The organism is Microbacterium sp. M (genome assembly GCF_045181065.1).
Lineage (GTDB): Bacteria > Actinomycetota > Actinomycetes > Actinomycetales > Microbacteriaceae > Microbacterium.
This window is the reverse complement of sequence record NZ_CP173721.1, coordinates 1,562,762-1,585,620: the sequence shown is the minus strand read 5'-3', so window position 1 is coordinate 1,585,620 and position 22,859 is coordinate 1,562,762. Positions and strand designations below refer to the sequence as shown.

Below are 22,859 nucleotides of genomic sequence, written 5' to 3'. Positions count from 1 at the left end.
AGGGCCTCGGGCGGCCAGAGACTCAACCGGTCGTCGCTCCCTCGGCTGCGGAGCGCACGAGGGCTGCGTACTTGGCAAGAACGCCACGGGTATAGCGCGGGGGAAGCGGCTCCCAGCCAGAGCGGCGGGAGGCGAGCTCCGCCTCGTCGACGAGTAGGTCGAGAGAGCGAGCTGCGATATCGACCCGTATCAGATCACCATCGCGCACGAAGGCGATAGGACCTGCGTCCACCGCTTCGGGTGCTATGTGGCCGATGCACAGGCCGGTTGTGCCGCCTGAGAATCGTCCGTCCGTCAAGAGTAGTACATCTTTTCCGAGCCCAGCGCCCTTGATGGCCCCGGTGATCGCGAGCATCTCGCGCATACCGGGCCCGCCCTTCGGTCCTTCGTATCGGATGACGACCACGTCGCCGGCCTGGATCGCGCCTTCGGCGAGGGCGTCCATGGCGGCGCGCTCGCGTTCGAACACGCGTGCCGGGCCCTCGAAGACATCGGCGTCGAAGCCCGCGGACTTCACGACGGCGCCTTCCGGCGCCATGGTTCCGTGCAGGATCGTGATGCCGCCCGAAGCGTGGATCGGGTTGTCGAACGTGTGGATGACCTCGCCGTCGATCGGGTCGGGGTCCAGGTCGCGCAGGTTCTCGGCTACGGTCTTGCCGGTGACGGTCAGGGCGTCGCCGTGCAGGAGCCCCTCGTCGAGCATCGCCTTCATGATGACGGGGATTCCGCCCTGACGATCGACGTCGTTCATGACGTACTTGCCGAACGGCTTCATGTCCGCGATGTGCGGCGTCCTGTCGCCGATCCGGTTGAAGTCGTGCAGGTCGAGTTCGACCTGCGCCTCGCGGGCGATCGCGAGCAGATGCAGGACGACGTTGGTCGAGCCGCCGAGCGCCATCGCGAGCGCGATCGCGTTCTCGAAGGACTCCTTGGTCAGGATGTCCTTGGTGGTGATGCCCAGACGCAGCAGGTTGACGACGGCCTCGCCCGAACGATGCGCGAACTGGTCGCGTCGACGATCCGCGGACGGCGGTGCTGCCGACCCCGGCAGGCTCAGCCCGAGCGCCTCGGCCACGGAGGCCATGGTGTTCGCGGTGTACATGCCGCCGCAGGCGCCCTCACCCGGAGCGAACGCGCACTCGATGCGCTTGAGGTCCTCTTCGCTCATCCGGCCGGCGCGGCAGGCGCCGACGCCCTCGAACGAGTCGATGATCGTGATGTCCTTCTCGGTGCCGTCCGACAGCTTCACCCAGCCCGGTGCGATCGAGCCGGCGTACAGGAAGACACTGGACAGACCGAGTCGGGCGCTGGCCATGAGCATCCCGGGGATCGACTTGTCGCAGCCCGCGAGCAGGACCGAGCCGTCCAGCCGCTCCGCCATCATGACGGTCTCGACCGAGTCCGCGATCACCTCGCGGGAGACGAGCGAGAAATGCATGCCCTCGTGGCCCATCGAGATGCCGTCCGAGACGGAGATCGTGCCGAACTGCAGCGGATATCCGCCACCGGAGTGCACGCCCTCCTTCGCCCCTTGCGCGAGGCGGTCCAGGCTCAGGTTGCAGGGCGTGATCTCATTCCAGCTCGACGCGATTCCGATCTGGGGCTTGTCCCAGTCCGCATCGCCCATGCCGACCGCGCGGAGCATCCCGCGCGACGTCGTGGCTTCGATCCCGTCCGTGACGACGCGGCTGCGGGGCTTGATGTCGACGGACGCGTCCGTGGGTTCCTGCGAGGCCATGACGGCAGTCTATTCCCGTCCGGCGGCCCGCTCCGTTGCCACCTGCGCCAGAAGTTCGGCGATCTGCTGTGGGTTCTCGACACGCAGCGTCGCCGCCGACTCGCCCGGTCCGACCCGTACGCCCAAGTCGCCGGGCAGCAGCACGCGCAGGGCGTCCTCGTCGGTCACGTCGTCACCGGCGAACAGGATGCCGGTGGCATCGAAGTGCTCGCGGAGAACGCCCATCGCGGCATCCTTGCCCTCGGTGCGCGAGGAGAACTCGAGCACCCGATGACCGGAGCGCCGGCGCCAGTGCGGGAAGCGGTCGGCGACGAGCGCGTCGATCTCGGCGAACACCGCGGCCTCGACCTCCGGCGTCGCGCGGCGGGTGTGCACTCCCATGCCGAACGCCTTGGGCTCGAACTCGGCGCCCTCGTAGCGTTCGATGATGGGCTGCGCGGCCGCCCAGAGCTCTTCGCGCGCCCCCTCCTCGGTCGCCTCACCGGTCGGGGCTGCGTCACCCGTCCCGGGGAACCAGTACTGCGCGCCGTGCGATCCGGCGAGCGCGACGGATGAGTCGTCCTCGTGCTCGGTGATGATGCGCAGGTCGTGCATGCTGCGCCCGGAGACGAAGGCGACCTGCGTGTCCGGAAGAGCCACGAGGCGCTCGATCTGCTCCTTGACGGCCGGCAGAGCCCTGGCCGCCATCGGTTCAGGGACAAGCGGCGATGCGACGCCGTCGAAGTCGAGCGCGATCACGAGCCGGGGCGTGGTGGCGATGGCGGTCAGCGCGGCGTCAGCGGTTCCGGGCGTCCAGGTACGGGTCACTGCGATCTCTCCTCAGGAAGTGGGTCTGTCTCAGCCTCTCACGGCTGCGGCGCCGGCTTCTCCTTGGCTGCACGCAGCGCGGCGAGGAACGACGACGACCACGCGTTCACGTCGTGCTCGAGCACGCGCTTGCGCAGCGCGCGCATGCGCTTGCCCTGCTCAGCGGCCGGCATCTGCACGGCTGTCATGATGGCGTCCTTGAGGCCTTCGATGTCGTGCGGGTTCACGCGCACGGCCTGACGGAGTTCATCGGCGGCACCGGTGAACTCGCTGAGCACGAGGACGCCGCGGTTGTCGCGCCTTGTCGCGATGTACTCCTTCGCGACGAGATTCATGCCGTCGCGCAGCGCTGTGACGAGCATGACGTCGGCCGCGAGGTACAGCGCCACCATCTCCTCCCGAGGAAAGCCCTGGTGCAGGTAGCGGATCGCCGTGTGCCCCATGGTGTCGTAATCGCCGTTCAGACGGCCGACCGAGAGCTCGATCTCATCGCGCAGTTGCACGTAGGAGTCCACCCGCTCACGACTCGGGCTCGCGACCTGGACGAACGTGACGTCCTCGACGCTCAGCGTCCCCTCGGCGACCAGCTCGGCGTACGCCTTGATGCGGTGTCTGATGCCCTTGGTGTAATCGAGCCGGTCGACACCAAGGAGGATCTTGCGCGGGTTGCCGAGACTCTCGCGGATCTCCGCCGCCCTCGCCTGGATGTCTGGGCGAGCCGCGAGTTCGATGTACGGAACGGTGTCGATCGAGATGGGGAACGCCTTGGCCAGGACCGTCCGTGCGCCGTCCTCCTCCGGCACGGTGACGTTCGCCCCCTTCACCTCGTGGCGCAGTCGGCGCCGGACCGCCGCGAGGAAGTAGCTGGCGTCCTGCGCGCGCTGGAATCCGATCACGTCGGCGCCGAGCAGGCCACGCAGCACCTGGTCGCGCCACGGCAGCTGCGCGTAGAGGCCGTGCGCCGGGAACGGGATGTGGTGGAAGTACCCGATCGTCACGTCCGGACGCAGTGCGCGCACCATCTCGGGGACCAGCTGCAGTTGGTAGTCGTGCACCCACACCGTGCCGTTCGGCGCGACGGCCGACGCCGCCGCCTCCGCGAACCGGCGGTTCACGATCACGTACGCCTCCCACCATTCGCGGTGGTACTGCGGCGGTGAGATCACGTCGTGATACAGCGGCCAGATCGTGTCGTTGGCGAAGCCCTCGTAGTACTCCTCGACCTCCTGCTCGCTCAGCGCGACAGGGATCAGTTTGAGACCGCCGGTCTCGAACGGTGCCAGCTCGAGATCCGCCTGCCCCGCCCAGCCGACCCATGCGCCGTCCACGGAGTGCATGACCGGCTCGAGTGCTGCGACCAGTCCCCCGGGCGAAGTCCGCCAGATCTCCTCGCCGTCCGGGCCCTGGACACGATCCACAGGCAACCTGTTCGCGACGACGACGAATTCCGCAACAGCCATGGAGACTCCCTCATCTGATCGGTGCCTCCAGCGTAGCCGGATCGTCTGCGCGGGCCCGGGGCTGCGCCGTCACTGCGCCGTGCGAGGCCTCCGGCGCGGGTCGCTGAGGAACCAGTTGGCGATCCCTGCGATCAGCACGACGGCTGCGGCGCAGGCCGGCAGCAGCAGCGCCGCACCGGTGCCGAGGGATTCGGCGACTTCGCCGGTGATGGCGGATGCCGCGGCCTGGCCGACCACGACCCCTGAACCCAGCATCGTCATGACGGTGGCCGAGCGGCCCAGCGGACTGCGCGCGGCACCGAAGCTGTACTGCGTGACGAGGGTCGGGCCGATGCCGATCCCCATGATCGCCAGTGCGATGAGCATGGTCTCCACCGAGGAGGCCGCGGCGACCAGCAGCGTGCCGAGGAAGAGGATTCCCCCGAACACCAGCCAGCGGGCGCGCAACGTGAATCGGGGCGGCAACCACGCGACGCCGAGTGCGAGCGCCGCCGAGCCGATGCCCATCACCCCATAGAGAAGGCCGGCCTGCTCGGCATCCCCTCGGTCGGCCATGAAGGAGGTGAGAGATGTGAGCATCGCTCCGAAGAAGAGTCCGACGCCCAGGATGCCGAGCACCACCACCAGCAGCTCCGGACGGAACAGCTCGGAGGCCTTCGACGGCGCCGAACCGTCGGCGTGCCTCTCGGCCGAGATGTGGCGCGCCGTGGGGTGCAGGGCGAAGGCGCCGACGAACACGAAGGTGAGGCCTGCAGCGCCCACCAGCGGTGCCCACGGTGCGATGGCCGACGCGAGGACGCCCACCAGGAACGGCCCGAACACGAATACGGTCTCATCGGCTGCCGACTCGTACGAGAACGTGCCGGAGATGGTCTTGGCCCTGGTGCTCTCCGGCATCCGCTCCGAGATGATCGCGACCAGGCGGGAACGCGACATGGGCGAGACCTGCGGCGCCGAGGCACCGATCAGCAGAGCCGTGATCAGCACGAGAGGATCGGCGGCCGGGCTGTAGACGACCCAGGCGAACACGGCGAGCATCGTGCCGTTCACGATCGCCGAGATCAGGAGCACGACGCGCTGGCCGTAGCGATCCGCTGCAGCGCCGAGCAGGGGGCCGACCACAGCGGTGCCGAGACCCACAGCCGCCGAGGTGAGGCCGCCGAGCGCGAGCGAGCCGCGGGAGGAGACGACGACGGTGAGGACGCCGACGACCATCATCGCGAACGGGAGTCGCGCGATGAAGGCGATGATGAAGTAGGGCAGGCCCGCCAGGCGCAGAAGGCTGGGGGACGCGGCGGACGCCGCTGAAGACGCGTGTGTCTGGGTCATGGCTCTCGCGCGCCCGGTGGACGCGGGGATCGGGTGCCGCCGCTTTCCGTCGGAATGCCGACGGCCGGTAGATACACAGCTGGGACGCCGGAGCGCCAACGGGCATCTTAGCGCCGTGACCTGCGAGATTCCAGAGTCGGCCGGTCGAACGCACGACCGGGTACCGTGGGGTCATGCGCTATCTCTTCGGCACTGGACTCATCGGAGCGATCACGGCCGGCGCCTCGCTGCTGCGCGGCACCCGAGAGGCGCCGATCACCTGGCGCGCCGTTCTGGCGTGGCTGAGCTGGGGCATCACCCTCGCACTGGCGATCGGCGCGCTCGTCGACATGCGCCGTGAAGAGAAGGGGCTCGCTGTCGCCGCCGATTCTCCGCTCGCGCCGGTGCAGGAGAAGCGTGCGCGCAAGACCGCCAAGCGCCTCGAGAAGCAGACCAAGGCGGCGCAGAAGCGCTGAACCCCGTCAGCGCGTCAGGATGAGCGCCTCGCCCTGACCGCCGCCGCCGCAGAGGCCGACGGCCATGGTGCCGCTGCCGCGACGGGCCAGCTCGTGAGCGAGGTGCACGACGAGACGGTTGCCGCTCGCGCCGATCGGATGCCCGATCGCGATGCCGCCCCCGTGGATGTTGACGACGTCGCTCGAAAGCTCGAGTTCGGTCTGGGATCGCGCCACGACGGCGCCGAACGCCTCATTGATCTCGACGAGGTCGAGATCCGCCGGTGAGATGCCCTGCTTCTCGCACGCCTTCTCGATCGCTCGCGCCGGCTGCGCCTGAAGCGAGTTGTCCGGCCCGGCGGTCTGCCCGCTCGCTCCGATGACGGCAAGCACCGGCCAGCCGTGGGCATCGGCGTTCTCACGGGTCGTGATGATGACGGCAGAGGCGCCGTCCGAGATCTGCGAGGAGTTGCCGGCGGTGATCGATCCGCCGTCGGCGAAGGCCGCACGGAGGCCTGCGAGCGTGTCGACGGTGGTCTCCGGGCGCACGCCTTCGTCCTTCGCGACGAAGACCGGTTCGCCGCGGCGCTGCGGCACCTCGACGGCGATGATCTCGGAGGCGAACACTCCGGCATCCTGCGCTGCGGCTGCGCGCTGGTGCGACAGCGCCGCGACGGCATCCTGCGCCTCGCGGGTGAGCTCGTACCGTGCATTGTGGCGCTCGGTCGAGGCGCCCATGCTCTCGCGGTCGTACGCGTCGGTGAGTCCGTCGTAAGCCATGTGGTCGAGCACCTCGACGCTGCCGTACGTCCAGCCGTCTCGTGAGCCCATCAGCAGGTGCGGCGCGCGGGTCATCGACTCCATTCCGGCGGCGACCACCGTGGTGGCGTCGCCGGTGCGGATCATGCGCGCGGCATCGATGATCGCGGTGAGCCCGGACAGGCAGACCTTGTTCACGGAGTGCGCGGGAACGTCCCAGCCGATGCCGGCCCCGATCGCGGCCTGCCGCGCGGCGTTCTGCCCAGAGCCCGCGGCGAGGACCTGTCCGATGATCACGGCATCCACTTCCCCTGGATCGACGGATGCCTGGGCGAGCGCACCGCGGATCGCGAACGATCCGAGCTGAGGGGCGGTGAAGGAGGCCAGCTGGCCCTTGAGTCGGCCCTGCGGGGTACGAGCGGCGGCGACGATGACGATGTCGGTCATGACAGTTCCTTCAATTCCGGGGAGACGACGAGCGGGGGCTCGGTCGCCTCGATGACGTCCGGCACGCTCACGCCCGGCGCCGTTTCGACGAGCACGAGTCCATCGGGAGTGACGTCGATGACGGCCAGATCGGTGATGATGCGGTGCACCACTCCCCTGCCGGTCAAGGGCAGCGAGCAGTCGTTCACGATCTTGGCGGAGCCGTCCTTCGCGACATGCTCCATCAGCACGACGACGCGCCTGGCGCCGTGGACGAGGTCCATCGCGCCGCCGGGCCCCTTGACCATCTTGCCCGGGATCATCCAGTTCGCCAGATCGCCGGATGCCGAGACCTGCATGGCGCCGAGAATCGCGGCGTCGATCTTGCCGCCGCGGATCATCCCGAAGCTCATCGCCGAGTCGAAGAACGCCGATCCCGGCAGCACCGTGACGGTCTCCTTGCCTGCGTTGATGAGATCGGGGTCGACGGCATCCTCGGTGGGATACGGTCCCACGCCGAGGATGCCGTTCTCGGACTGGAGCACGACCGTCACCCCCGCCGGGACGTAGTTCGGTACGAGAGTCGGCAAGCCGATGCCGAGGTTGACGTAGGAGCCGTCCTCCAGCTCTTCGGCTGCGCGGGCCGCCATCTGCTCGCGTGTCAGCGGCATGTCAGGCTCCTTCCTGCGACGGCGTCACGGTTCGGCGCTCGATGCGCTTCGGGATGTCGGTGCCGACCTCGACGATGCGGTGCACGTAGACGCCGGCGAGATGCACGCGGTCCGGATCGATCTCTCCCGGCTCCACGAGCTGCTCGACCTGGGCGATGCAGATGCGACCCGCCATCGCGGCGAGCGGGTTGAAGTTGCGGGCCGCCTTGTTGAACACGAGGTTCCCGTGCCGGTCGCCCGCGGCGGCGTGCACGAGCGAGAAATCGGTCGTGATGGCATCCTCCAGCACGAACTCCTTCGGCGTGCCATCGACGTCGAACGTGCGGATGTCCTTCACGGGCGATGCGACGGCGATCGTGCCATCCGCGTCGTATCGCCGGGGCAGACCGCCCTCGGCGACCTGGGTGCCGACTCCGGTCTGGGTGTAGAACGCCGCGATGCCGGACCCACCCGCCCGCAGCTTCTCGGCCAGGGTGCCCTGCGGAGTGAGTTCGAGCTCGAGCTCACCCGAGAGGAACTGCCGCTCGAACTCCTTGTTCTCCCCCACGTAGGACGACGTCATCTTGCGGATGCGCTGGGCGGCGAGCAGGATGCCGAGGCCCCAGTCGTCGACGCCGCAGTTGTTGCTGACGACGCTGAGATCCGTGGTCCCCTGCGCCAGCAGCGCCTCGATGAGCGCGATCGGGTTGCCGGAGAGGCCGAAGCCGCCGACGGCGAGGGATGCCCCGTCCGGGATGTCGGCCACGGCCTCAGCCGCCGAGGCCCATTGCTTGTCGATCACGCATCACTCCTTCGTGGGGTCTGACTCCAGCATCCGCCTGTTGCGCCGCGTTCTGAAGAGCGTGCTTGCCATGTGGTCGGATGCGCGAGTAGCGTCCACCATGTGGAACCCAAGACGCGATCAGTGCCCGGCGCGCAGGCAGTGGCCAGGGCAGCGCATCTGTTGCGGCTGGTCACGGCCGGCGGCGCGGACGGCGCGAGTCTTCACGAGCTGGCCCGCTCCGCGGAGCTGTCGCGCTCGACCGCGCACCGGCTGCTCTCCGCACTCCGCGTCGAAGGACTCGTCGATCGGGACGACGACACGGCGCGGTGGATGCCTGGACCCGAACTGTTCCTCATGGGAACCGTCGCCGCAGCGCGCTACGACATCACAGCTCTTGCGCGCGACATCGTCCGCTCGCTGGCGGTGAAGACCGAGGAGAGCGCCTTCCTGTCCGTGCGACGCGCCGATGAGACCGTGTGCCTGCTGAGGGAAGAGGGCTCGTTCCCGATCCGGTCGTTCGTGCTCAGCGAAGGCATCCGCTTCCCGCTCGGCGTCGCCAGTGCCGGACTCGCGATTCTGGCGTTCCTCCCTGACCACGATGTGGATGCCTACCTCGACCGGCATCCGGAGCTCGCGGGCCGTTGGGGTCGAGCGCACGCTGAGAAGCCGTTGCGCGCGAGGCTCACCGAGACCAAGGAACGCGGCTACGCGATCAACCCTGGGCTCATCGTGGAGGGCAGCTGGGGCATCGGCGCGGCCGTCTTCGATCGCCAGGGGCGTCCCGAGTGGGCGCTGAGCCTGACGGGCGTCGAATTCCGCTTCGGCCCTGACCGCATGGCCGATCTGGGACGGACGCTGCTCGCGCACGCGCACCAGCTCTCATCGCGCATCGCGAACGCTCGGCGCTGACCGCATCCATTACATACCATTCGGTATATACTCGAAGGCATGAATCGAGCTGACGTGATCCCGTCCATCGTGCTCTCGGCGCACGCGCTGGCCCGTATCGCCGCCCAGGACGCCAAGAACGAGGCGCCATCGGCCCAGTGGCGCGTGCTCAGCATCCTGGAGCGCGACGGCGGCATCCGGCTCGGCGCTCTGGCGGCGGCCGCGCGGACGACGCAACCGGGGATGACCCGCCTGATAGGCGACCTCGAACGCGCGGGACTGGTTTCGCGTTCGAGCGACCCCGCAGACTCGCGCGCGACCGTCGTGGACATCACGCCGGCCGGACGCACGGCGGTGCAGGAATGGCGCGCGGAGTTCCGCGCGACGCTCGCACCGCGATTCGCGGACCTCGGGGATGACGACTGGGCCACGCTTTCGCGTGCGGCCGAGATCCTCATGGGCCACTCCGCACAATCCCCCCTTTCGAAGACAGGAGACACCGAATGAGCAGCGCGAAGGCGACCGGATCGATCTGGAAGCAGCCGGCCCAGGTATGGGCAGTGGCGTTCGCGAGCGTCGTCGCATTCATGGGCATCGGACTCGTGGACCCGATCCTCCCCGCCATCGCGGAGTCTCTCGAGGCGACGCCGACCGAGACCGAACTGCTCTTCACGAGCTACCTGCTGATCACGGGGCTCGCGATGCTCGTCACGAGCTGGATCTCGAGCCGCATCGGTGCGAAGGCGACGCTGCTCGCCGGCCTCGCGCTGATCGTCGCGTTCGCACTGGCCTGTGCGCTCAGCGGCAGCGTGGACGCCATCATCGGGTTCCGCGCCGGGTGGGGCCTGGGCAACGCACTGTTCATCTCCACGGCGCTCGCGACGATCGTCGGGTCGGCGTCCGGCGGCAGCGCCGCAGCGATCGTGCTCTACGAGGCCGCACTCGGGCTCGGCATCGCGATCGGCCCGCTGCTCGGAGGACTGCTGGGCGAGGTCAGCTGGCGCGGACCGTTCTTCGGCGTCGTCGCACTCATGGCGATCGGGTTCATCGCCGTGCTGACCATGCTGCGCCCTGGAGCCGAGAAGCGCGAACCCGTGCCGTTCTCCGCACCGTTCCAGGCGCTGGGCCGCCCCGCGCTCGCGATTCTCGCGATCACCGCGTTCTTCTACAACATCGGATTCTTCGTCCTGCTGGCGTTCTCGCCGTTCCCGCTGGGCTTCGGCGCGATGGGCATCGGCTTCACGTTCTTCGGCTGGGGCGTCGCACTCGCGATCACGAGCGTCTGGGTGGCGCCGTGGATGATGCGCCGGATGCGCCGGACCACGATCATCCTGACGATCCTGCCGCTGCTCGCGGTCGATCTCATCGTCGCCGGGCTTGTGGCGGAGACCCCGTCGGCACTGGTCGCCTGCATCATCATCGGCGGGCTGCTGCTCGGCGTCATGAACACGGTCCTGACCGAGGCGGTCATGGAGGCGACCGACCTGCCGCGCTCCGTCGCGTCTTCGGCGTACTCGTCCGTGCGCTTCATCGGCGGCGCGGTCGCTCCGCCCGTCGCCGCGCTGCTGTGGCACCAGTTCAACGCGACGGTTCCGTACCTGTTCGCCGCGGCGGCCGTGCTCATCGCGACACTGACGGTCTTCCTCGGACGCCGCGTACTCGCTCACATCGATGACGAGCCCGAAGACGCCGCACGAGAGGATGCAGAGGCGATCCTGATCGGCGACGCCGCCTGAGCCAGCTCGTCGATCGGCGCCGCGAGTGTACCGTGTCGGTATGCGCGAACTGACCGATGGTCATCGCCGTCAGCCGACCGCGACCTCGACGCAGGATGCAGGGGGTGAGAGACCATGTCCGGTTCTCGACGAGCACTGCGTGCGACCCTCGTTCTCGCGCTGGGAGCGACCGCGCTGACCGGCGGCGCTGTGCTCACGGTGTTCATGGCCGTCGCGATCCTGCGCATGGGGGCGCACGCCCTCTTCGCGCTGTGGAGCTGGGTACCGATGTTCGGAATCGCCGGGGCCGGGCATCCCGTCCCTCAGTACGATTTCTTCTCGCCGAGCCTGGCGATGCTCGGCGGGATACTCCTGTTCTCGATCGGATGGGTAGTGATCATCCGCGGTGCGACCGCTGCGTGGCCCGACCGTTTCAACCACGCTGGCGGGACGCTCGAGACGGATGAACTCCCGGTCGGCGACGACGAAACCGCTCACAGTGCACTCTTAGATTAGGAGTGCAAACTTGCACTCTATGAGTGAGAGTGCAGATTCCCTACGAGATCAGCGCAGACGCGAGACCACACGCGCGCTGACCGATGCTGCGCGCCGGCTGACGGGCGAACGCGGGTTCACCGGATTCACCGTCGAGGAGATGTGCGCCGAGGTGGGCGTCTCCCGCCGGACGTTCTTCAACTACTTCGAAAGCAAAGAGAACGCGATCTTCGGATTCGCCCTCGTCGATGACGCCGAACGAGCCCTCGCCGAGGAATTCGCATCGCAGTCCGGGGACATCGTCGACGACTTCGCTTCGATGATGATCCGCCGATGGACGCTGTTCGATCCGGTCGCCGAGGCGCCGGCTATCCTCGCGATCCTCGAGGAGGAGCCGCGACTGCTCAAAGCCGCCATCGAGCATCTCGGGGCGAACGAACGCCGGGACATCGAGCTCATCCAGCGCCGCATCGGCGCCGACGTCGAATCCCGCCTGCGCGCAGAGATCATCGTGCACGTCTTCGGCGCCCTCGTGCGGATGTGCATGGACGAGCTCCTCCAGCACCACTCCCCCGAATCCTTCGAAGATCTCCTCACCCGACGGCTCGAGATCGCCCGCTCCACGTTGACACCACCACAGAAAGCTCACTGATGTCCGCCACCGCTCCCACGGATGCGCCTTTCCTTCTCACCAAACGGCGCATCTGGCTCATCTTCAGCGCCCTCATCGCAGGCATGCTGCTGTCCAGCCTCGATCAGACGATCGTCTCCACCGCCATGCCGACGATCGTCGGCCAGCTCGGCGGCGTGGACCACCAGGTCTGGATCACCACCGCGTATCTGCTCGCCACGACGATCGTCATGCCGATCTACGGCAAGTTCGGCGACGTGCTCGGCCGACGCAATCTTTTCCTGGTCGCGATCGCCCTGTTCACGCTCGCATCCGTCGGCTGCGCCTTCGCCACCGACTTCTGGATGTTCGTCGTGTTCCGCGCGATGCAGGGCCTCGGCGGCGGCGGCTTGATGATCCTGTCGCAGGCGATCATCGCCGACATCGTGCCGGCCAACGAGCGAGGAAAGTACATGGGCCCGCTCGGCGCCGTCTTCGGCCTCTCGGCCGTGGCCGGGCCTCTGCTCAGCGGCTTCTTCGTCGACCACATGACGTGGCAGTGGGCGTTCTACATCAACATCCCCGTCGGTATCGCTGCCTTCATCATCGCGCTCGTCGCGTTGAAGCTGCCCAGCAAGAAGGCCGAGAAGCCGATCGACGTCTTCGGCGTCATCTTCCTGTCGATCGCGACGACCTGCCTGATCTTCTTCACCGACTTCGGCGGCGACAAGGAGTTCGGCTGGGATTCCGCCGCAACCTGGGCATGGGGCGCCGGGCTCGTCGTCGCCGCGACCGCGTTCGTCATCACGGAATCGCGCGTGCAGGATCCGATCATCCCGCTGAGCCTGTTCCGCAATCCGATCTTCGTGAACGCGACCGCGATCGGGCTGGTCCTCGGCATCGGCATGTTCGCCGCGATCGGGTTCGTCCCGACGTTCCTGCAGATGTCCTCCGGCACGTCAGCCGCGGCATCCGGACTCCTCATGATCCCGATGATGGTCGGGCTGATGGGCACATCGATCGGCTCCGGGATCGCGATCTCGAAGACCGGCAAGTACAAGATCTACCCGATCCTCGGCACGATCATCACCGGCCTCGCCATGGCCGCTTTCACGACCCTGTCCGCCTCGACGCCGATCTGGCTCATCTGCGTGTTCCTGTTCTTCTTCGGCGCAGGGCTCGGCCTCATCATGCAGGTCGTTGTGCTGGTGGTGCAGAACGCCGTCCCGGCGAACGAGATCGGCACGGCGACGAGCACGAACAACTACTTCCGCGAGGTCGGCGCGTCGCTGGGCACCGCAGTGTTCGGAACCATCTTCACGACGCGTCTCACCGAGAACCTCCTCGGCGTCTTCGCTGAAGCCGGTGCGTCGCCGGACGCCGCCTCGCAGGCGGCCTCCACGATCGACCCGGCGACGCTCAGCACGCTGCCGGATGAAGTGCGCGACGGCATCGTGACGGCCTACGCGGATGCCCTGGCGCCGGTGTTCTGGTACCTCATCCCGTTCGTCCTGCTGGCGCTCGTGCTCTCGCTGTTCCTCAAGCAGATCCCACTGTCCGATCAGGCCGGACTCGTGGCCCGAGGCGAAGCGATCAGCGGGGACGAGGCCGAGCGGCTGGAAGCCCAGTCGCGCGGCGGTGCCCCGATCGCCGCTGAAACCGCCGGCTCGGATTCCGTCAGTGACGACACCGGAGGCATACCGGTCGGGCGCTGATCGGTGCTTCCCTCCTCGGCCCACCGTCGTATGAGACGGTGGGCCGAGTGCGTGGGTCGACGTCAGCCGGTTTCACGCCGCCCCGCGTGGGACACGGATGATGCGATCGTCGCCGGTGCGCGGGTCACCGCGGCCATCCGTGTTGTTCGTGACGATCCAGAGCGCCCCATCAGGGGCGATCACGACGTCGCGCAGTCGCCCGTACTCGCCGGCGAGCCGCTCAGTGGACGCCCCGAGGTCGTCGACCGGGACCTCGCGCAGCCGCTCGCCGCGCAGATTCGCGATGTGGATGGTGCCGTCGACGATCGCCATGCCGCTGGGGCTCGCATCCGCCGGGGCCCACTGCTGAACCGGATCGATCAGTCCCGGCCGTTCCGCGGCGCCCTCGGCATCCGGCCAGCCGTAGTTCCCACCGGGCTCGATGACGTTGAGCTCGTCCCAGGTGTCCTGACCGAATTCGCTCGCATACAGCGCACCGTCCTCGTCCCACGCGAGACCCTGAGGATTGCGGTGACCGTAGCTGTACACCGCGGACCCGGAGAACGGGTTGTCGTCCGGGATCGAGCCGTCGGGTGCGAGACGGAGGATCTTGCCGGAGAGCGATTCGAGGTCCTGGGCCGCGTCACGATTCCCGGCATCCCCTGCCGTGATGTACAGCATGCCGTCAGGACCGAACGCGATGCGCCCTCCGTTGTGATTCGTGCCCGCATCGATCCCGGTGAGGATCGACTCCGAGGGGCCGAGCCCGAGCGCACCGGCGCTGCCGGTGAGTTCGTAGCGGTCGACGCGATTCTCCTGCGCCGCAGTGAGGTACACGTAGAGATGGTCGTCGTGGGCTGCGATTCCCAGAAGCCCTCCTTCGCCGCGCGGCTGCACATCGGCGATCGTGCCGACTTCGCGCACGGCGCCGTCATCGCCGATCTCGAGGATGCGTGCCGATTCGCGTTCGCTCACGAGCGCGGTGCCGTCGTGGAAGGTGACGGACCATGGCACGTCCAGATCGTCCGCGATGACGGACACTGCGGAGGTGGAGGGTTCCGCATCGTCACTGGTCGGCGCAGAGCACCCGCTCACGAAGATCACGCCGACGAGCACGCCGGCACCGAGGATCAGTGCCCGAGGGGCACCGCTGGTCGTCTTCATCATCGGATTCCTCCCGCCGTCTGCAGTGCAACGCGGACGAAGCAGAAAAGCCCCAGTCGACTGGCGAGAGTCTTCTGAGGCTGATCCGTGCACCCCCTGGGACTTGAACCCAGAACCCACTGATTAAGAGTCAGTTGCTCTGCCGATTGAGCTAGAGGTGCGTGGCCGGTCTTGCCCGGCCGAGGAATTACGTTACCAGGTTGTCGGCCGCAAATGAAATCGAGGCCGGCATGCCTAGGGAGACGCTGTGAACAGCCTGCCTGGGCCGAGGGAGACACCGCCCTGACGGCTATTCTGGTGGGGTGACCGACACCCCCGCTGCCGCCGATCTCCGGGGTGATCTCGACCTCGCCCTCCGCCTCGCACAGGCCGCCGACGAACAGTCGCTGCCGCGCTTCGATGCCGCCGATCTGGAGGTCTCACGCAAGGCCGACCGATCCCACGTCACGGACGCCGACCTGGCGACGGAACGTGCGATCCGCGGCATCCTCGCTGCCGAGCGCCCTGGCGACGGCATCCTCGGCGAGGAGTACGGCACGGAGGGCTCCACGCACCGCCAATGGATCATCGACCCGATCGACGGCACGGCGAACTTCCTTCGCGGCGTCCCGCTGTGGGGGACGATGATCGCCCTCGCGATCGACGGGGTACCGCAAGTCGGCGTGGTCAGCATGCCGGCGCTGGAGCGCCGCTGGTGGGCCGCGTCGGGGCTCGGCGCCTGGACGGGCACATCGGCTGAACCGCGCGAACTGCGCGTCTCGTCGGTCGACACCCTGGATGATGCGAGCGTCAGCTTCCAGAGCATCGCGCAGTGGGCGGATGCCGGGAAGCTCGACGACCTCATGCGTCTCGCGTCCCGCGTGTGGCGCGACCGCGCCTACGGCGACATCTACTCGTACATGCTGCTGGCCGAAGGTCGGATCGACATGGTCGCCGAGTTCGACGTCAAGGAGTACGACATCGCGGCTGCCGTGCCGATCGTCCGCGAGGCGGGCGGACGTATGACGTCCTACGACGGAATCGAGACGCTGTCGGCACTTTCGACACTCGCCACCAACAGGGTGCTGCACGACGCGTTCCTCGAGCTCTTGCACCCGTCCGACTGACGCCCACCGACAAGGCCCGTGATGATCCCCCGCATCCCCCTCGCCGCAGCCGCCGCCCTTCTGCTCGTCGTGAGTCTCGCCGCGTGCGCGCAGACCCCCGCACCGATCGAGACCCAGGCAGCCACGCCGCCGGCCGCCGAGACCAGCGCGCCCGTCGTCAATGAACCCACCGGTGAGCCGGAGCCCGCTGCGGATCCCACCTGCGAGACACTCGTGACGCCGGGCACCGTCAGCACCCTCACCGACCTCGGGTGGAGCGCCAAGCAGTCCGAGTTCCGCATCGGCGAGATCGTGATCGAGAACGGCATCCACTGCTCCTGGGCGAACTGGGAGGAGGCATCCGACCACGGCCAGTTCTTCGCGTGGGGCGAGCTGACGCCGGACCAGACGGCAGCCGCGCAGAGCGAGCTGCTCGCACAGGGCTGGGAACGCGAGAACCTGGATGGAGCGCTGTACTTCACCGAGCCGGCGGAATCCGCCTTCCAGGTCGATGAGGACGGGTACGGCATGACCTACCTGTTCGGCGACGGCTGGGTGCGCTTCGCCGACACGAAGCAGAGCCTGATCCTGATCAACTGGCCGTGACCGACACGCCGTGACAGACGAAGAGGCCCGCCTCCCGTGGTTCACGGGAGGCGGGCCTCTTCATTCGCGACAGCGGTTCGGTGGAGCTGGGGGGAATCGAACCCCCGTCCAACGCTGAGTCTCCACGCCTTCTCCGGGCGCAGTCTGTGCAGACGTTCTGCTCGGCTCCGACCTTTGTCACAGACACCTAAGTCGACAAGCCCAGCCTGGGAAGAGTCCCGCGTGACGTCCAGACGCCATCACGCAGCAAGATTCCTAGATGACGCCAGGATCCGTATCGGAATCACATACGGCCTGACGGACTATCGGGCTCGCTTATGCAGCGAGGGCGAAGTCGTTGCGCTTTGTTTCGGCAACTATTGTTTTGCAGGGAGCGTTCACGAGATAACCCTGCATCCTCGGCCCGCTTCTCGTGGATTCACAGGCGCTGTCGAAACCGATCAGCCCCGTGGTCCTTCTTGCGAAGGGACCGCTGTCGCACTGTGGAATTACCAATCGGATGCCGGAACACCCGAGCATCTCAGACTACAACGTATCCGGGCCCCACGCCATTCCCGGCACCTCGCGTAGAGTCATCGCATGAGCGACGTCACCATCACCGTTCGCGGCCAGAGCGAAGAACGCATCGCGCCTGAGCGCGCCACCATCCGCGTATCCGTGCGCGCCGATGGGCCCGACCGAGCCGCCGTCGTCGAGCACACGCTCGGCCTCGCAGAGCCGCTGCGTGCAGGACTCGTCGAGCGATCGGATGCCGGCACCATCGCGGATTGGACCAGCCAGCGCCTCTCGGTCCGCGCCGAGCGTCCGTGGAGCAGCGACGGCAAGCGTCTCGCCCCCGTGTACTACGCCACGGTGGATTTCACGGCGACGTTCACCGAGGCATCCGAACTCTCGGTCTGGGTGTCCGACATCTCCGCATGGGAGGGCATCGAGATCGGCTGGGTCGACTGGCATCTCACTCCCGAGACACGCGATCGCGTCGAACGCGAGGTCGCGGCATCCGCGGTCGGTGTCGCCGTCACACGCGCCGAAGCCTACGCGGGCGCCCTCGGGCGCTCCACGGTGGTCCCGGTGGAGATCGCCGACGTCGGGCTCATCTCCAGCGGTCAGCAGGCGCCGCAGGTGACCGCCTTCAAGGCACGCGGAGCGGCCTTCGCCGCTGCGGATTCCTCGCCCTCGATGGAGTACGAGCCGGACGAGATCGTGGTGTCCGCCACCGTCGAGGCGCGCTTCACCGCGAACTGACCCCCGGCGCGCAGCTCGCCCTGCGCGCCGGGGAACGGATCAGTTCGCGACCGCGAACGGTGCCAGCTCGGCGGCGAGGCGCTCGGAGACGCGTGCGTGCACGGCAGTGCCGTGTTCGCCGTGCTCAGAGGACAGCAGCATGCCCGTCTCGTGGATCGCCGCGACGAGGTCCCCGCGATCGTACGGCACGAGCGCGTGGATCTCGATGGCCGGCTTCGGCAGCGCCTCCTCGACGGCAGCCCGCAATTCGGGGATGCCCTCTCCGGATCGAGATGACACGAAATGCGCGTTCGGCTCCAGGCCGCGCAGCACGAGGCGCTCGTCGTCGTCGATCAGGTCGGCCTTGTTGAAGACCACGATCTCCGGCATGTCGCGCACACCCACGTCGCCGAGGACGTCGCGCACGGTCTGCAGCTGACCGGCGGGGTCCGGGTGCGAACCGTCGACGACGTGCAGCACGACATCGGCCTCGCCGACCTCCTCCAGCGTCGACCGGAACGCCTCGACCAGCTGGTGCGGCAGATTGCGCACGAACCCGACCGTATCGGTCAACGTGAACACGCGCCCGTCGGCGGTCTCCGTGCGGCGCACCGTGGCATCCAGCGTGGCGAACAGCGCGTTCTCGACGAGCACTCCGGCGCTGGTGAGCGCGTTCAACAGGCTCGACTTGCCGGCGTTGGTGTAGCCGGCGATCGCGACCGACGGGATCGTGTTGCGCTTGCGTTCAGCGCGCTTGGCCTCGCGGGCAGGCTTGAAGTCGCGGATCTGACGACGCAGCAGCGCCATCTTGGTCCGGATGCGACGACGGTCGAGTTCGATCTTCGTCTCACCGGGCCCGCGCGAGCCCATTCCGGCGCCGCCGGCGCCGACCTGGCCACCGGCCTGACGGCTCATGGAGTCACCCCAGCCACGCAGGCGCGGGAGCAGGTATTCGAGCTGCGCGAGCTCGACCTGCGCCTTGCCCTCGCGGCTCTTGGCGTGCTGGCTGAAGATGTCGAGGATCACGGTGGTGCGATCGATGACCTTGACCTTGACGACGTCCTCCAGCGCGCGGCGCTGGCTGGGTGCGAGTTCGGTGTCGGCGATCACGGTGTCCGCGCCGGTGGCAGCGACGATGCCCTTCAGCTCCTGCGCCTTGCCGCGTCCGATGTAGGTCGCGGGGTCCGGGTGCGGTCGCCGCTGCAGCAGGCCGTCGAGCACGACCGCGCCAGCGGTCTCGGCAAGCGCGGCGAGCTCGCGCAACGAGTTCTCTGCATCGTCCTGGGCGCCCTGCGGGTAGACGCCGACCAGGACCACGTTCTCGAGCCGCAGCTGGCGGTACTCGACCTCCGTGACGTCCTCGAGTTCTGTCGAGAGCCCGGCGACCCGACGCAGTGCGTGACGGTCTTCGAGGTCCCACTGGGCGCCGTCGGCGTCCGTGTGCGCTGCCGTCGAAGCATCCTGGATCGCCTGTGCGGATCCGAACACGTGCGCTTCAGTGCGCTGTTCGGCGTTCGCCAGGACGCGATCGACCGTCTCGTCCGTGCGCTTGTCGTTCGTGGTTTCCGTCATCCGTCCCTGTTCTCTGTTTCTCACGTGGAGCGCCTTAACCTTAACCCCCAGTGTCCGGTACGCTCACCTCTATGGGGTCCGACCACTACTTCACTGCGGCCCCGGCAAGCCCCGAGAATCTGCGCACCATCGATGTGACTCTGGCCGGTCGGCCGGTCACGGTGACGACAGCTGGGGGTGTTTTCAGTCCCGAGCGGCTGGATGCCGGCACTGCAGTGCTCTTCGCCAACATGCCACCCGTACCACCCGGTGGGGATTTCCTCGACCTCGGAGCCGGTTGGGGACCCATCAGTCTCACCATGGCGATGCTGGCACCGCATGCCACCGTGTGGGCCGTCGATGTCAACGAGCGCGCGCTTGATCTTGTTCGGCGCAATGCCTCTGCTCTCGGGCTTGACAATATCAACGCGGTGCGGCCCGAGGATGTTCCCGCCGATGTGACCTTCCGCACGATCCGCTCGAACCCTCCCATCCGGGTCGGCAAGGACATCCTGCACGACATGCTCGAGCAGTGGATCCCGCGTCTCGATGAGCGCAGCGACGCGTGGCTCGTCGTGCAGCGCAATCTCGGCGCCGATTCGCTTCAGCGCTGGATCGCCGCGACGTTCCACCCGGGGTACAGCGTGTTCCGCACTGCGACGGGCAAGGGATACCGAGTGCTCAAGGTTCGCAAGCACGGCACGCCACCGACGGAACCCATCGACGTCGCCTGAGCGGTCGGGCTCGAGCTCCGATGTCGGAGGCCCGGAGTCGAATGGACTCATGGCCGACGACGACCTCATCACCCGGGCGGGCAGCGTGCGCTGCTCGACGACGTGGTGTCGACGCTGATCGGCGTCGAACAGACGATCCATCAGCTCGAAGCGACGCGCGCGGCATAGAGGTCCGCGACCAGGTCTCCCCGTCGCAGCCACGGATCGCGGCTGCACCGAGGACTCGCCGTTCTGATGGCCCGCTACAGGCCGAGCAGCTCCGGAAGCTGAGCCATGTCGTCGAACACCGTGGTGTTCTCGCCCTCGAGCCACTCCCGCGGAGTGATCCCGCCCGCATACCCGAACGCCCGCATACCCGCCGCACGAGCCGCCGCGACGCCGAACCTGCTGTCCTCGATGACGACGCACGCCTCGGGAGCGACTCCCATGCGGACGGCTGCGTGCAGGAAGAGGTCGGGAGCGGGTTTGCCGTTCTCGACATCCACCGCGCTGAAGATGCGTCCCTCGAACCGCGGGAGCAGGCCGGTCATACCGAGGGTGCGGTCGAGCTTCTCGTACGAGCCGCTGGACGCGACGCACGTCGCCAGGGCCGGTCCGATGTGTTCGAGGGCTTCGACGACGCCGACGACGGCTTCGAGCTCGCGCTCGAAGGCCTCGTCGTACAGATGCTGATACGGCGCTTCCCAATCGTCCGGGAGCTGACGCCCGAGGTGCGCCTCGACCTCGGTGCGGAAGTGCGCGGCCGAGCGTCCGACGAAACGGTGCACGATCTCGCGCTCGCTCAGCTCCCATCCGAGATCTGCAAGCACCTCCCGGTCGACGCGCACCGCGAGCTTCTCGCTGTCTACGAGCACGCCGTCGCAGTCGAAGATCACCAGCCCGATCGGGCGCTCATCCCTCACGAACGCGGCGCACTCAGACCAGGTCGATCTCACCGCGGAACACGAGCTGCGCAGGTCCGGAAAGAGCGACGTGCTCGCCATCCTCCGCCGGGAACATGCGCACGCCGAGCGTTCCGCCTGGTACCTCGACGCGCCAGTTGTCGGGCGCCCGATCCCCTGCCCAGTGCCGCACGGCGAGGGCGGTCGCGGCGACTCCGGTTCCGCAGCTGAGCGTCTCGCCGACGCCGCGTTCGAAGACGCGCATCGACACGTGGCCGATGCCGTCGCGCACCAGAGGCTCTCCTGGGACGACGAACTCGATGTTCGCTCCTGCGGGCAGCTGAGGATCGAGGATGGGCGCGTACTCGAGCTCGAGGCTGGAGAGTTCCTGATCGGAGGCGAGCGCCACCACGACGTGCGGATTGCCCACATCGATCCCGGTACTGGGGCGTGCGACCTCGAGGCCGCGGGCCCGCACCAGCGGATCGGCTCCGGTCAGTTTCCAGCGACCGAGGTCCACCTGATATCCGGTTTCGCTGCGCGTGACGTCGCGCACGCCCGCGCGCGTGCCGATCGGCAGCGTCGATCCAGGCTCGATCGACGCGAGGCCTGCGCGCACCAGGTAGTGCGCGAAGACGCGGATGCCGTTGCCGCACATCTCCGCGATCGAACCGTCTGCGTTGCGATAGTCCATGAACCACTCCGCGGCCGGTTCTTCGGCCAGCGAGGCAGCACCCTCGGCGATCGCGTTCGAGCGCACGACGCGCAGCACCCCGTCGGCGCCGATCCCGAAGTGCCGATCGCAGATGGCGGCGACCTGCTCGGGACTCAGGTCGAGCTCGCCCTCCGGGTCGGCGATGATGACGAAGTCGTTGCCCGTACCGTGACCCTTGGTGAATGCGACCATGGTTCCAGTCTATTGACCGGCACCTGTCGATCCCCGCTCAGTCGACGATCAGCCGCTTGCCGGTCGCCCCGACGTCGAACTGCTCGTAGCCGTGGCGATCGTAGATTCCCATCGCCGTGGCGTTGTCGGTGCGTACCATGAGCTGCACCTTCGGACACCCCATCGACAGCAGCCGTCGCTCCGCCTCGCCAAGGAGCGCGCCGCCGATGCCTTCGCCGCGCCGATGGGCGGCGCTGGCGAGGTAGTAGATCCAGCCCCGGTGCCCGTCGTAACCTGCCATGACCGATCCGACGAGATGGCCGGAGTCCTCTGCGACCAGAAACAATTCGGGCTGCACCGTCAGTTTGCGTTCGATGTCCGCGTACGGGTCGTTCCACGGCCGCAAGAGACCAGCTCTGCTCCAGAGTGCCACCACCGCCTCGGCATCCGACCGTTCGAAAGGCCTGATCGCGAGGGTCATGGGGCGAACCCGAACGCCGAATCCATCGGCAGCTCACCCGTGCGCAATCCGGTCAGCACTGACTTCTCGTAGTCCGGCACCTCATCAGGCAGTGCATCCAGCGACCACCACCGGACCTCGGCGGCTTTATGCGGCTCCTGGATCGCCGGCTCGCCCTCCCAGGAGGTCGCCGTCCAGAACCATTCGACGCGCTGCTCACGCGGCGCGTCCGTGCCATCGGTGCGCTGCATGACCGTTGCGAGCGTCAGATCCGATGGGAGCAGGATCACGCCCAGCTCTTCGGCTGCCTCGCGAACGGCCGCATGCCTGGCGGTCTCACCGGGCTCGACGTGGCCGGCAGCACCGGCGACCCAGCAACCGTCCATGTAACCGGTGTTCTGTCGCAGCTGCAGGAGAACATCGCGATCCGTCCGCAGAAAGACGTACGAAGCCGGGATGAGCGAGAAGGTGTGCGTCAC

24 protein-coding genes, 1 tRNA gene and 1 other RNA gene are annotated in these 22,859 nt (G+C 67.8%); 11 read left to right on the top strand and 15 right to left on the bottom strand.

Annotation, left to right across the window (positions count from 1 at the left end):
* Positions 1-22: 22 nt before the first annotated feature.
* The 4 genes from ilvD to ACI7YT_RS07515 form a co-directional block, all read right to left on the bottom strand.
* Positions 23-1,738: a dihydroxy-acid dehydratase gene (gene ilvD / locus ACI7YT_RS07530; RefSeq protein ID WP_406249925.1), complete on the bottom strand. Its 1,716-nt coding sequence runs from the start codon at positions 1,736-1,738 to the stop codon at positions 23-25.
* A 9-nt stretch (positions 1,739-1,747) separates the two neighbouring features.
* Positions 1,748-2,545: a trehalose-phosphatase gene (gene otsB, locus ACI7YT_RS07525; protein ID WP_406249924.1), complete on the bottom strand. Its 798-nt coding sequence runs from the start codon at positions 2,543-2,545 to the stop codon at positions 1,748-1,750.
* 38 nt (positions 2,546-2,583) lie between these two features.
* Positions 2,584-4,005: a trehalose-6-phosphate synthase gene (locus ACI7YT_RS07520; protein WP_406249922.1), complete on the bottom strand. Its 1,422-nt coding sequence runs from the start codon at positions 4,003-4,005 to the stop codon at positions 2,584-2,586.
* 69 nt (positions 4,006-4,074) lie between these two features.
* A complete protein-coding gene (locus ACI7YT_RS07515) occupies positions 4,075-5,334 on the bottom strand; it encodes an MFS transporter (RefSeq protein WP_406249921.1) in 1,260 nt (419 codons plus the stop codon).
* A 173-nt stretch (positions 5,335-5,507) separates the two neighbouring features.
* Between ACI7YT_RS07515 and ACI7YT_RS07510 the strand changes: the two genes are divergently transcribed.
* Positions 5,508-5,789: a hypothetical protein gene (locus ACI7YT_RS07510; protein ID WP_406249919.1), complete on the top strand. Its 282-nt coding sequence runs from the start codon at positions 5,508-5,510 to the stop codon at positions 5,787-5,789.
* A gap of 6 nt (positions 5,790-5,795) precedes the next feature.
* On the opposite strand, the gene ACI7YT_RS07505 is transcribed toward ACI7YT_RS07510, so the two are convergent.
* From ACI7YT_RS07505 to ACI7YT_RS07495, 3 genes are read right to left on the bottom strand one after another with little or no spacing between them, the layout of a single operon-like run.
* Positions 5,796-6,974, bottom strand: coding sequence for an acetyl-CoA C-acetyltransferase (locus ACI7YT_RS07505; protein WP_406249917.1), 1,179 nt, complete (start codon positions 6,972-6,974; stop codon positions 5,796-5,798).
* Positions 6,971-7,624 (bottom strand): CoA transferase subunit B, encoded by a 654-nt coding sequence (locus tag ACI7YT_RS07500; RefSeq protein WP_406249915.1) that lies wholly within the window; start codon positions 7,622-7,624, stop codon positions 6,971-6,973. The genes ACI7YT_RS07505 and ACI7YT_RS07500 overlap by 4 nt, the downstream gene beginning before the upstream one ends.
* 1 nt (position 7,625) lies before the next feature.
* The gene (locus ACI7YT_RS07495) at positions 7,626-8,405 is read right to left on the bottom strand and encodes a CoA transferase subunit A (RefSeq protein WP_406249913.1); all 780 of its coding nucleotides are present in this window, start codon (positions 8,403-8,405) and stop codon (positions 7,626-7,628) included.
* Positions 8,406-8,507: 102 nt separating this feature from the next.
* Here ACI7YT_RS07495 and ACI7YT_RS07490 point away from each other — a divergent pair, with 102 nt between their 5' ends.
* From ACI7YT_RS07490 to ACI7YT_RS07465, 6 genes are all read left to right on the top strand, one after another.
* Positions 8,508-9,296, top strand: a complete 789-nt coding sequence (locus ACI7YT_RS07490; RefSeq protein ID WP_406249911.1) for an IclR family transcriptional regulator — start codon at positions 8,508-8,510, stop codon at positions 9,294-9,296.
* 39 nt (positions 9,297-9,335) lie between these two features.
* A complete protein-coding gene (locus ACI7YT_RS07485; protein WP_406249910.1) occupies positions 9,336-9,782 on the top strand; it encodes a MarR family winged helix-turn-helix transcriptional regulator in 447 nt (148 codons plus the stop codon).
* Positions 9,779-11,011: an MFS transporter gene (locus ACI7YT_RS07480; RefSeq protein WP_406249909.1), complete on the top strand. Its 1,233-nt coding sequence runs from the start codon at positions 9,779-9,781 to the stop codon at positions 11,009-11,011. Before ACI7YT_RS07485 ends, ACI7YT_RS07480 begins: the two co-directional genes overlap by 4 nt.
* Positions 11,012-11,125: 114 nt before the next feature.
* Positions 11,126-11,506 carry a hypothetical protein gene (locus ACI7YT_RS07475; protein WP_406249908.1) on the top strand — a complete coding sequence of 127 codons (381 nt, stop codon included), beginning with the start codon at positions 11,126-11,128 and terminating at the stop codon, positions 11,504-11,506.
* Positions 11,507-11,525: 19 nt separating this feature from the next.
* The gene (locus tag ACI7YT_RS07470) at positions 11,526-12,137 is read left to right on the top strand and encodes a TetR/AcrR family transcriptional regulator (RefSeq protein WP_406249907.1); all 612 of its coding nucleotides are present in this window, start codon (positions 11,526-11,528) and stop codon (positions 12,135-12,137) included.
* The gene (locus ACI7YT_RS07465; RefSeq protein ID WP_406249906.1) at positions 12,137-13,810 is read left to right on the top strand and encodes an MDR family MFS transporter; all 1,674 of its coding nucleotides are present in this window, start codon (positions 12,137-12,139) and stop codon (positions 13,808-13,810) included. The genes ACI7YT_RS07470 and ACI7YT_RS07465 overlap by 1 nt, the downstream gene beginning before the upstream one ends.
* A gap of 72 nt (positions 13,811-13,882) precedes the next feature.
* Here the strand turns inward: ACI7YT_RS07465 and ACI7YT_RS07460 are convergent, their stop codons facing one another.
* Together ACI7YT_RS07460 and ACI7YT_RS07455 are read right to left on the bottom strand one after the other, a co-directional pair.
* The gene (locus ACI7YT_RS07460; protein ID WP_406249905.1) at positions 13,883-14,953 is read right to left on the bottom strand and encodes a PQQ-dependent sugar dehydrogenase; all 1,071 of its coding nucleotides are present in this window, start codon (positions 14,951-14,953) and stop codon (positions 13,883-13,885) included.
* Positions 14,954-15,041: 88 nt separating this feature from the next.
* Positions 15,042-15,114, bottom strand: a tRNA-Lys gene (locus tag ACI7YT_RS07455).
* Positions 15,115-15,255: 141 nt separating this feature from the next.
* Here ACI7YT_RS07455 and ACI7YT_RS07450 point away from each other — a divergent pair.
* Positions 15,256-16,059, top strand: a complete 804-nt coding sequence (locus ACI7YT_RS07450; RefSeq protein ID WP_406249904.1) for an inositol monophosphatase family protein — start codon at positions 15,256-15,258, stop codon at positions 16,057-16,059.
* 21 nt (positions 16,060-16,080) lie between these two features.
* Entirely contained in the window at positions 16,081-16,644 is a 564-nt protein-coding gene (locus ACI7YT_RS07445) for a hypothetical protein (RefSeq protein ID WP_406249903.1), read from the top strand.
* Positions 16,645-16,722: 78 nt separating this feature from the next.
* Here the strand turns inward: ACI7YT_RS07445 and ssrA are convergent.
* Positions 16,723-17,092, bottom strand: a transfer-messenger RNA (tmRNA) gene (gene ssrA, locus ACI7YT_RS07440).
* 131 nt (positions 17,093-17,223) lie between these two features.
* Here ssrA and ACI7YT_RS07435 point away from each other — a divergent pair.
* Positions 17,224-17,889: an SIMPL domain-containing protein gene (locus ACI7YT_RS07435; protein ID WP_406249902.1), complete on the top strand. Its 666-nt coding sequence runs from the start codon at positions 17,224-17,226 to the stop codon at positions 17,887-17,889.
* Between the two features lie 39 nt (positions 17,890-17,928).
* On the opposite strand, the gene hflX is transcribed toward ACI7YT_RS07435, so the two are convergent.
* Complete coding sequence (gene hflX, locus ACI7YT_RS07430) at positions 17,929-19,440, bottom strand: GTPase HflX (RefSeq protein WP_406249900.1); 1,512 nt, start codon at positions 19,438-19,440, stop codon at positions 17,929-17,931.
* Between the two features lie 71 nt (positions 19,441-19,511).
* Here hflX and ACI7YT_RS07425 point away from each other — a divergent pair, with 71 nt between their 5' ends.
* Positions 19,512-20,153 carry a class I SAM-dependent methyltransferase gene (locus ACI7YT_RS07425; protein ID WP_406250520.1) on the top strand — a complete coding sequence of 214 codons (642 nt, stop codon included), beginning with the start codon at positions 19,512-19,514 and terminating at the stop codon, positions 20,151-20,153.
* A gap of 242 nt (positions 20,154-20,395) precedes the next feature.
* Here the strand turns inward: ACI7YT_RS07425 and ACI7YT_RS07420 are convergent, their stop codons facing one another.
* Genes ACI7YT_RS07420 through ACI7YT_RS07405 form a run of 4 tightly spaced genes read right to left on the bottom strand, consistent with a single transcriptional unit; the run spans position 20,396 to position 22,859 of the window.
* Positions 20,396-21,055 (bottom strand): HAD family hydrolase, encoded by a 660-nt coding sequence (locus ACI7YT_RS07420; RefSeq protein WP_406249899.1) that lies wholly within the window; start codon positions 21,053-21,055, stop codon positions 20,396-20,398.
* 13 nt (positions 21,056-21,068) lie between these two features.
* Positions 21,069-21,941: a diaminopimelate epimerase gene (dapF, locus tag ACI7YT_RS07415; protein ID WP_406249898.1), complete on the bottom strand. Its 873-nt coding sequence runs from the start codon at positions 21,939-21,941 to the stop codon at positions 21,069-21,071.
* Positions 21,942-21,978: 37 nt separating this feature from the next.
* Entirely contained in the window at positions 21,979-22,401 is a 423-nt protein-coding gene (locus ACI7YT_RS07410; protein ID WP_406249897.1) for a GNAT family acetyltransferase, read from the bottom strand.
* On the bottom strand, positions 22,398-22,859 hold the full coding sequence (locus tag ACI7YT_RS07405; RefSeq protein ID WP_406249896.1) for an NUDIX domain-containing protein: 462 nt from the start codon (positions 22,857-22,859) through the stop codon (positions 22,398-22,400). The genes ACI7YT_RS07410 and ACI7YT_RS07405 overlap by 4 nt, the downstream gene beginning before the upstream one ends.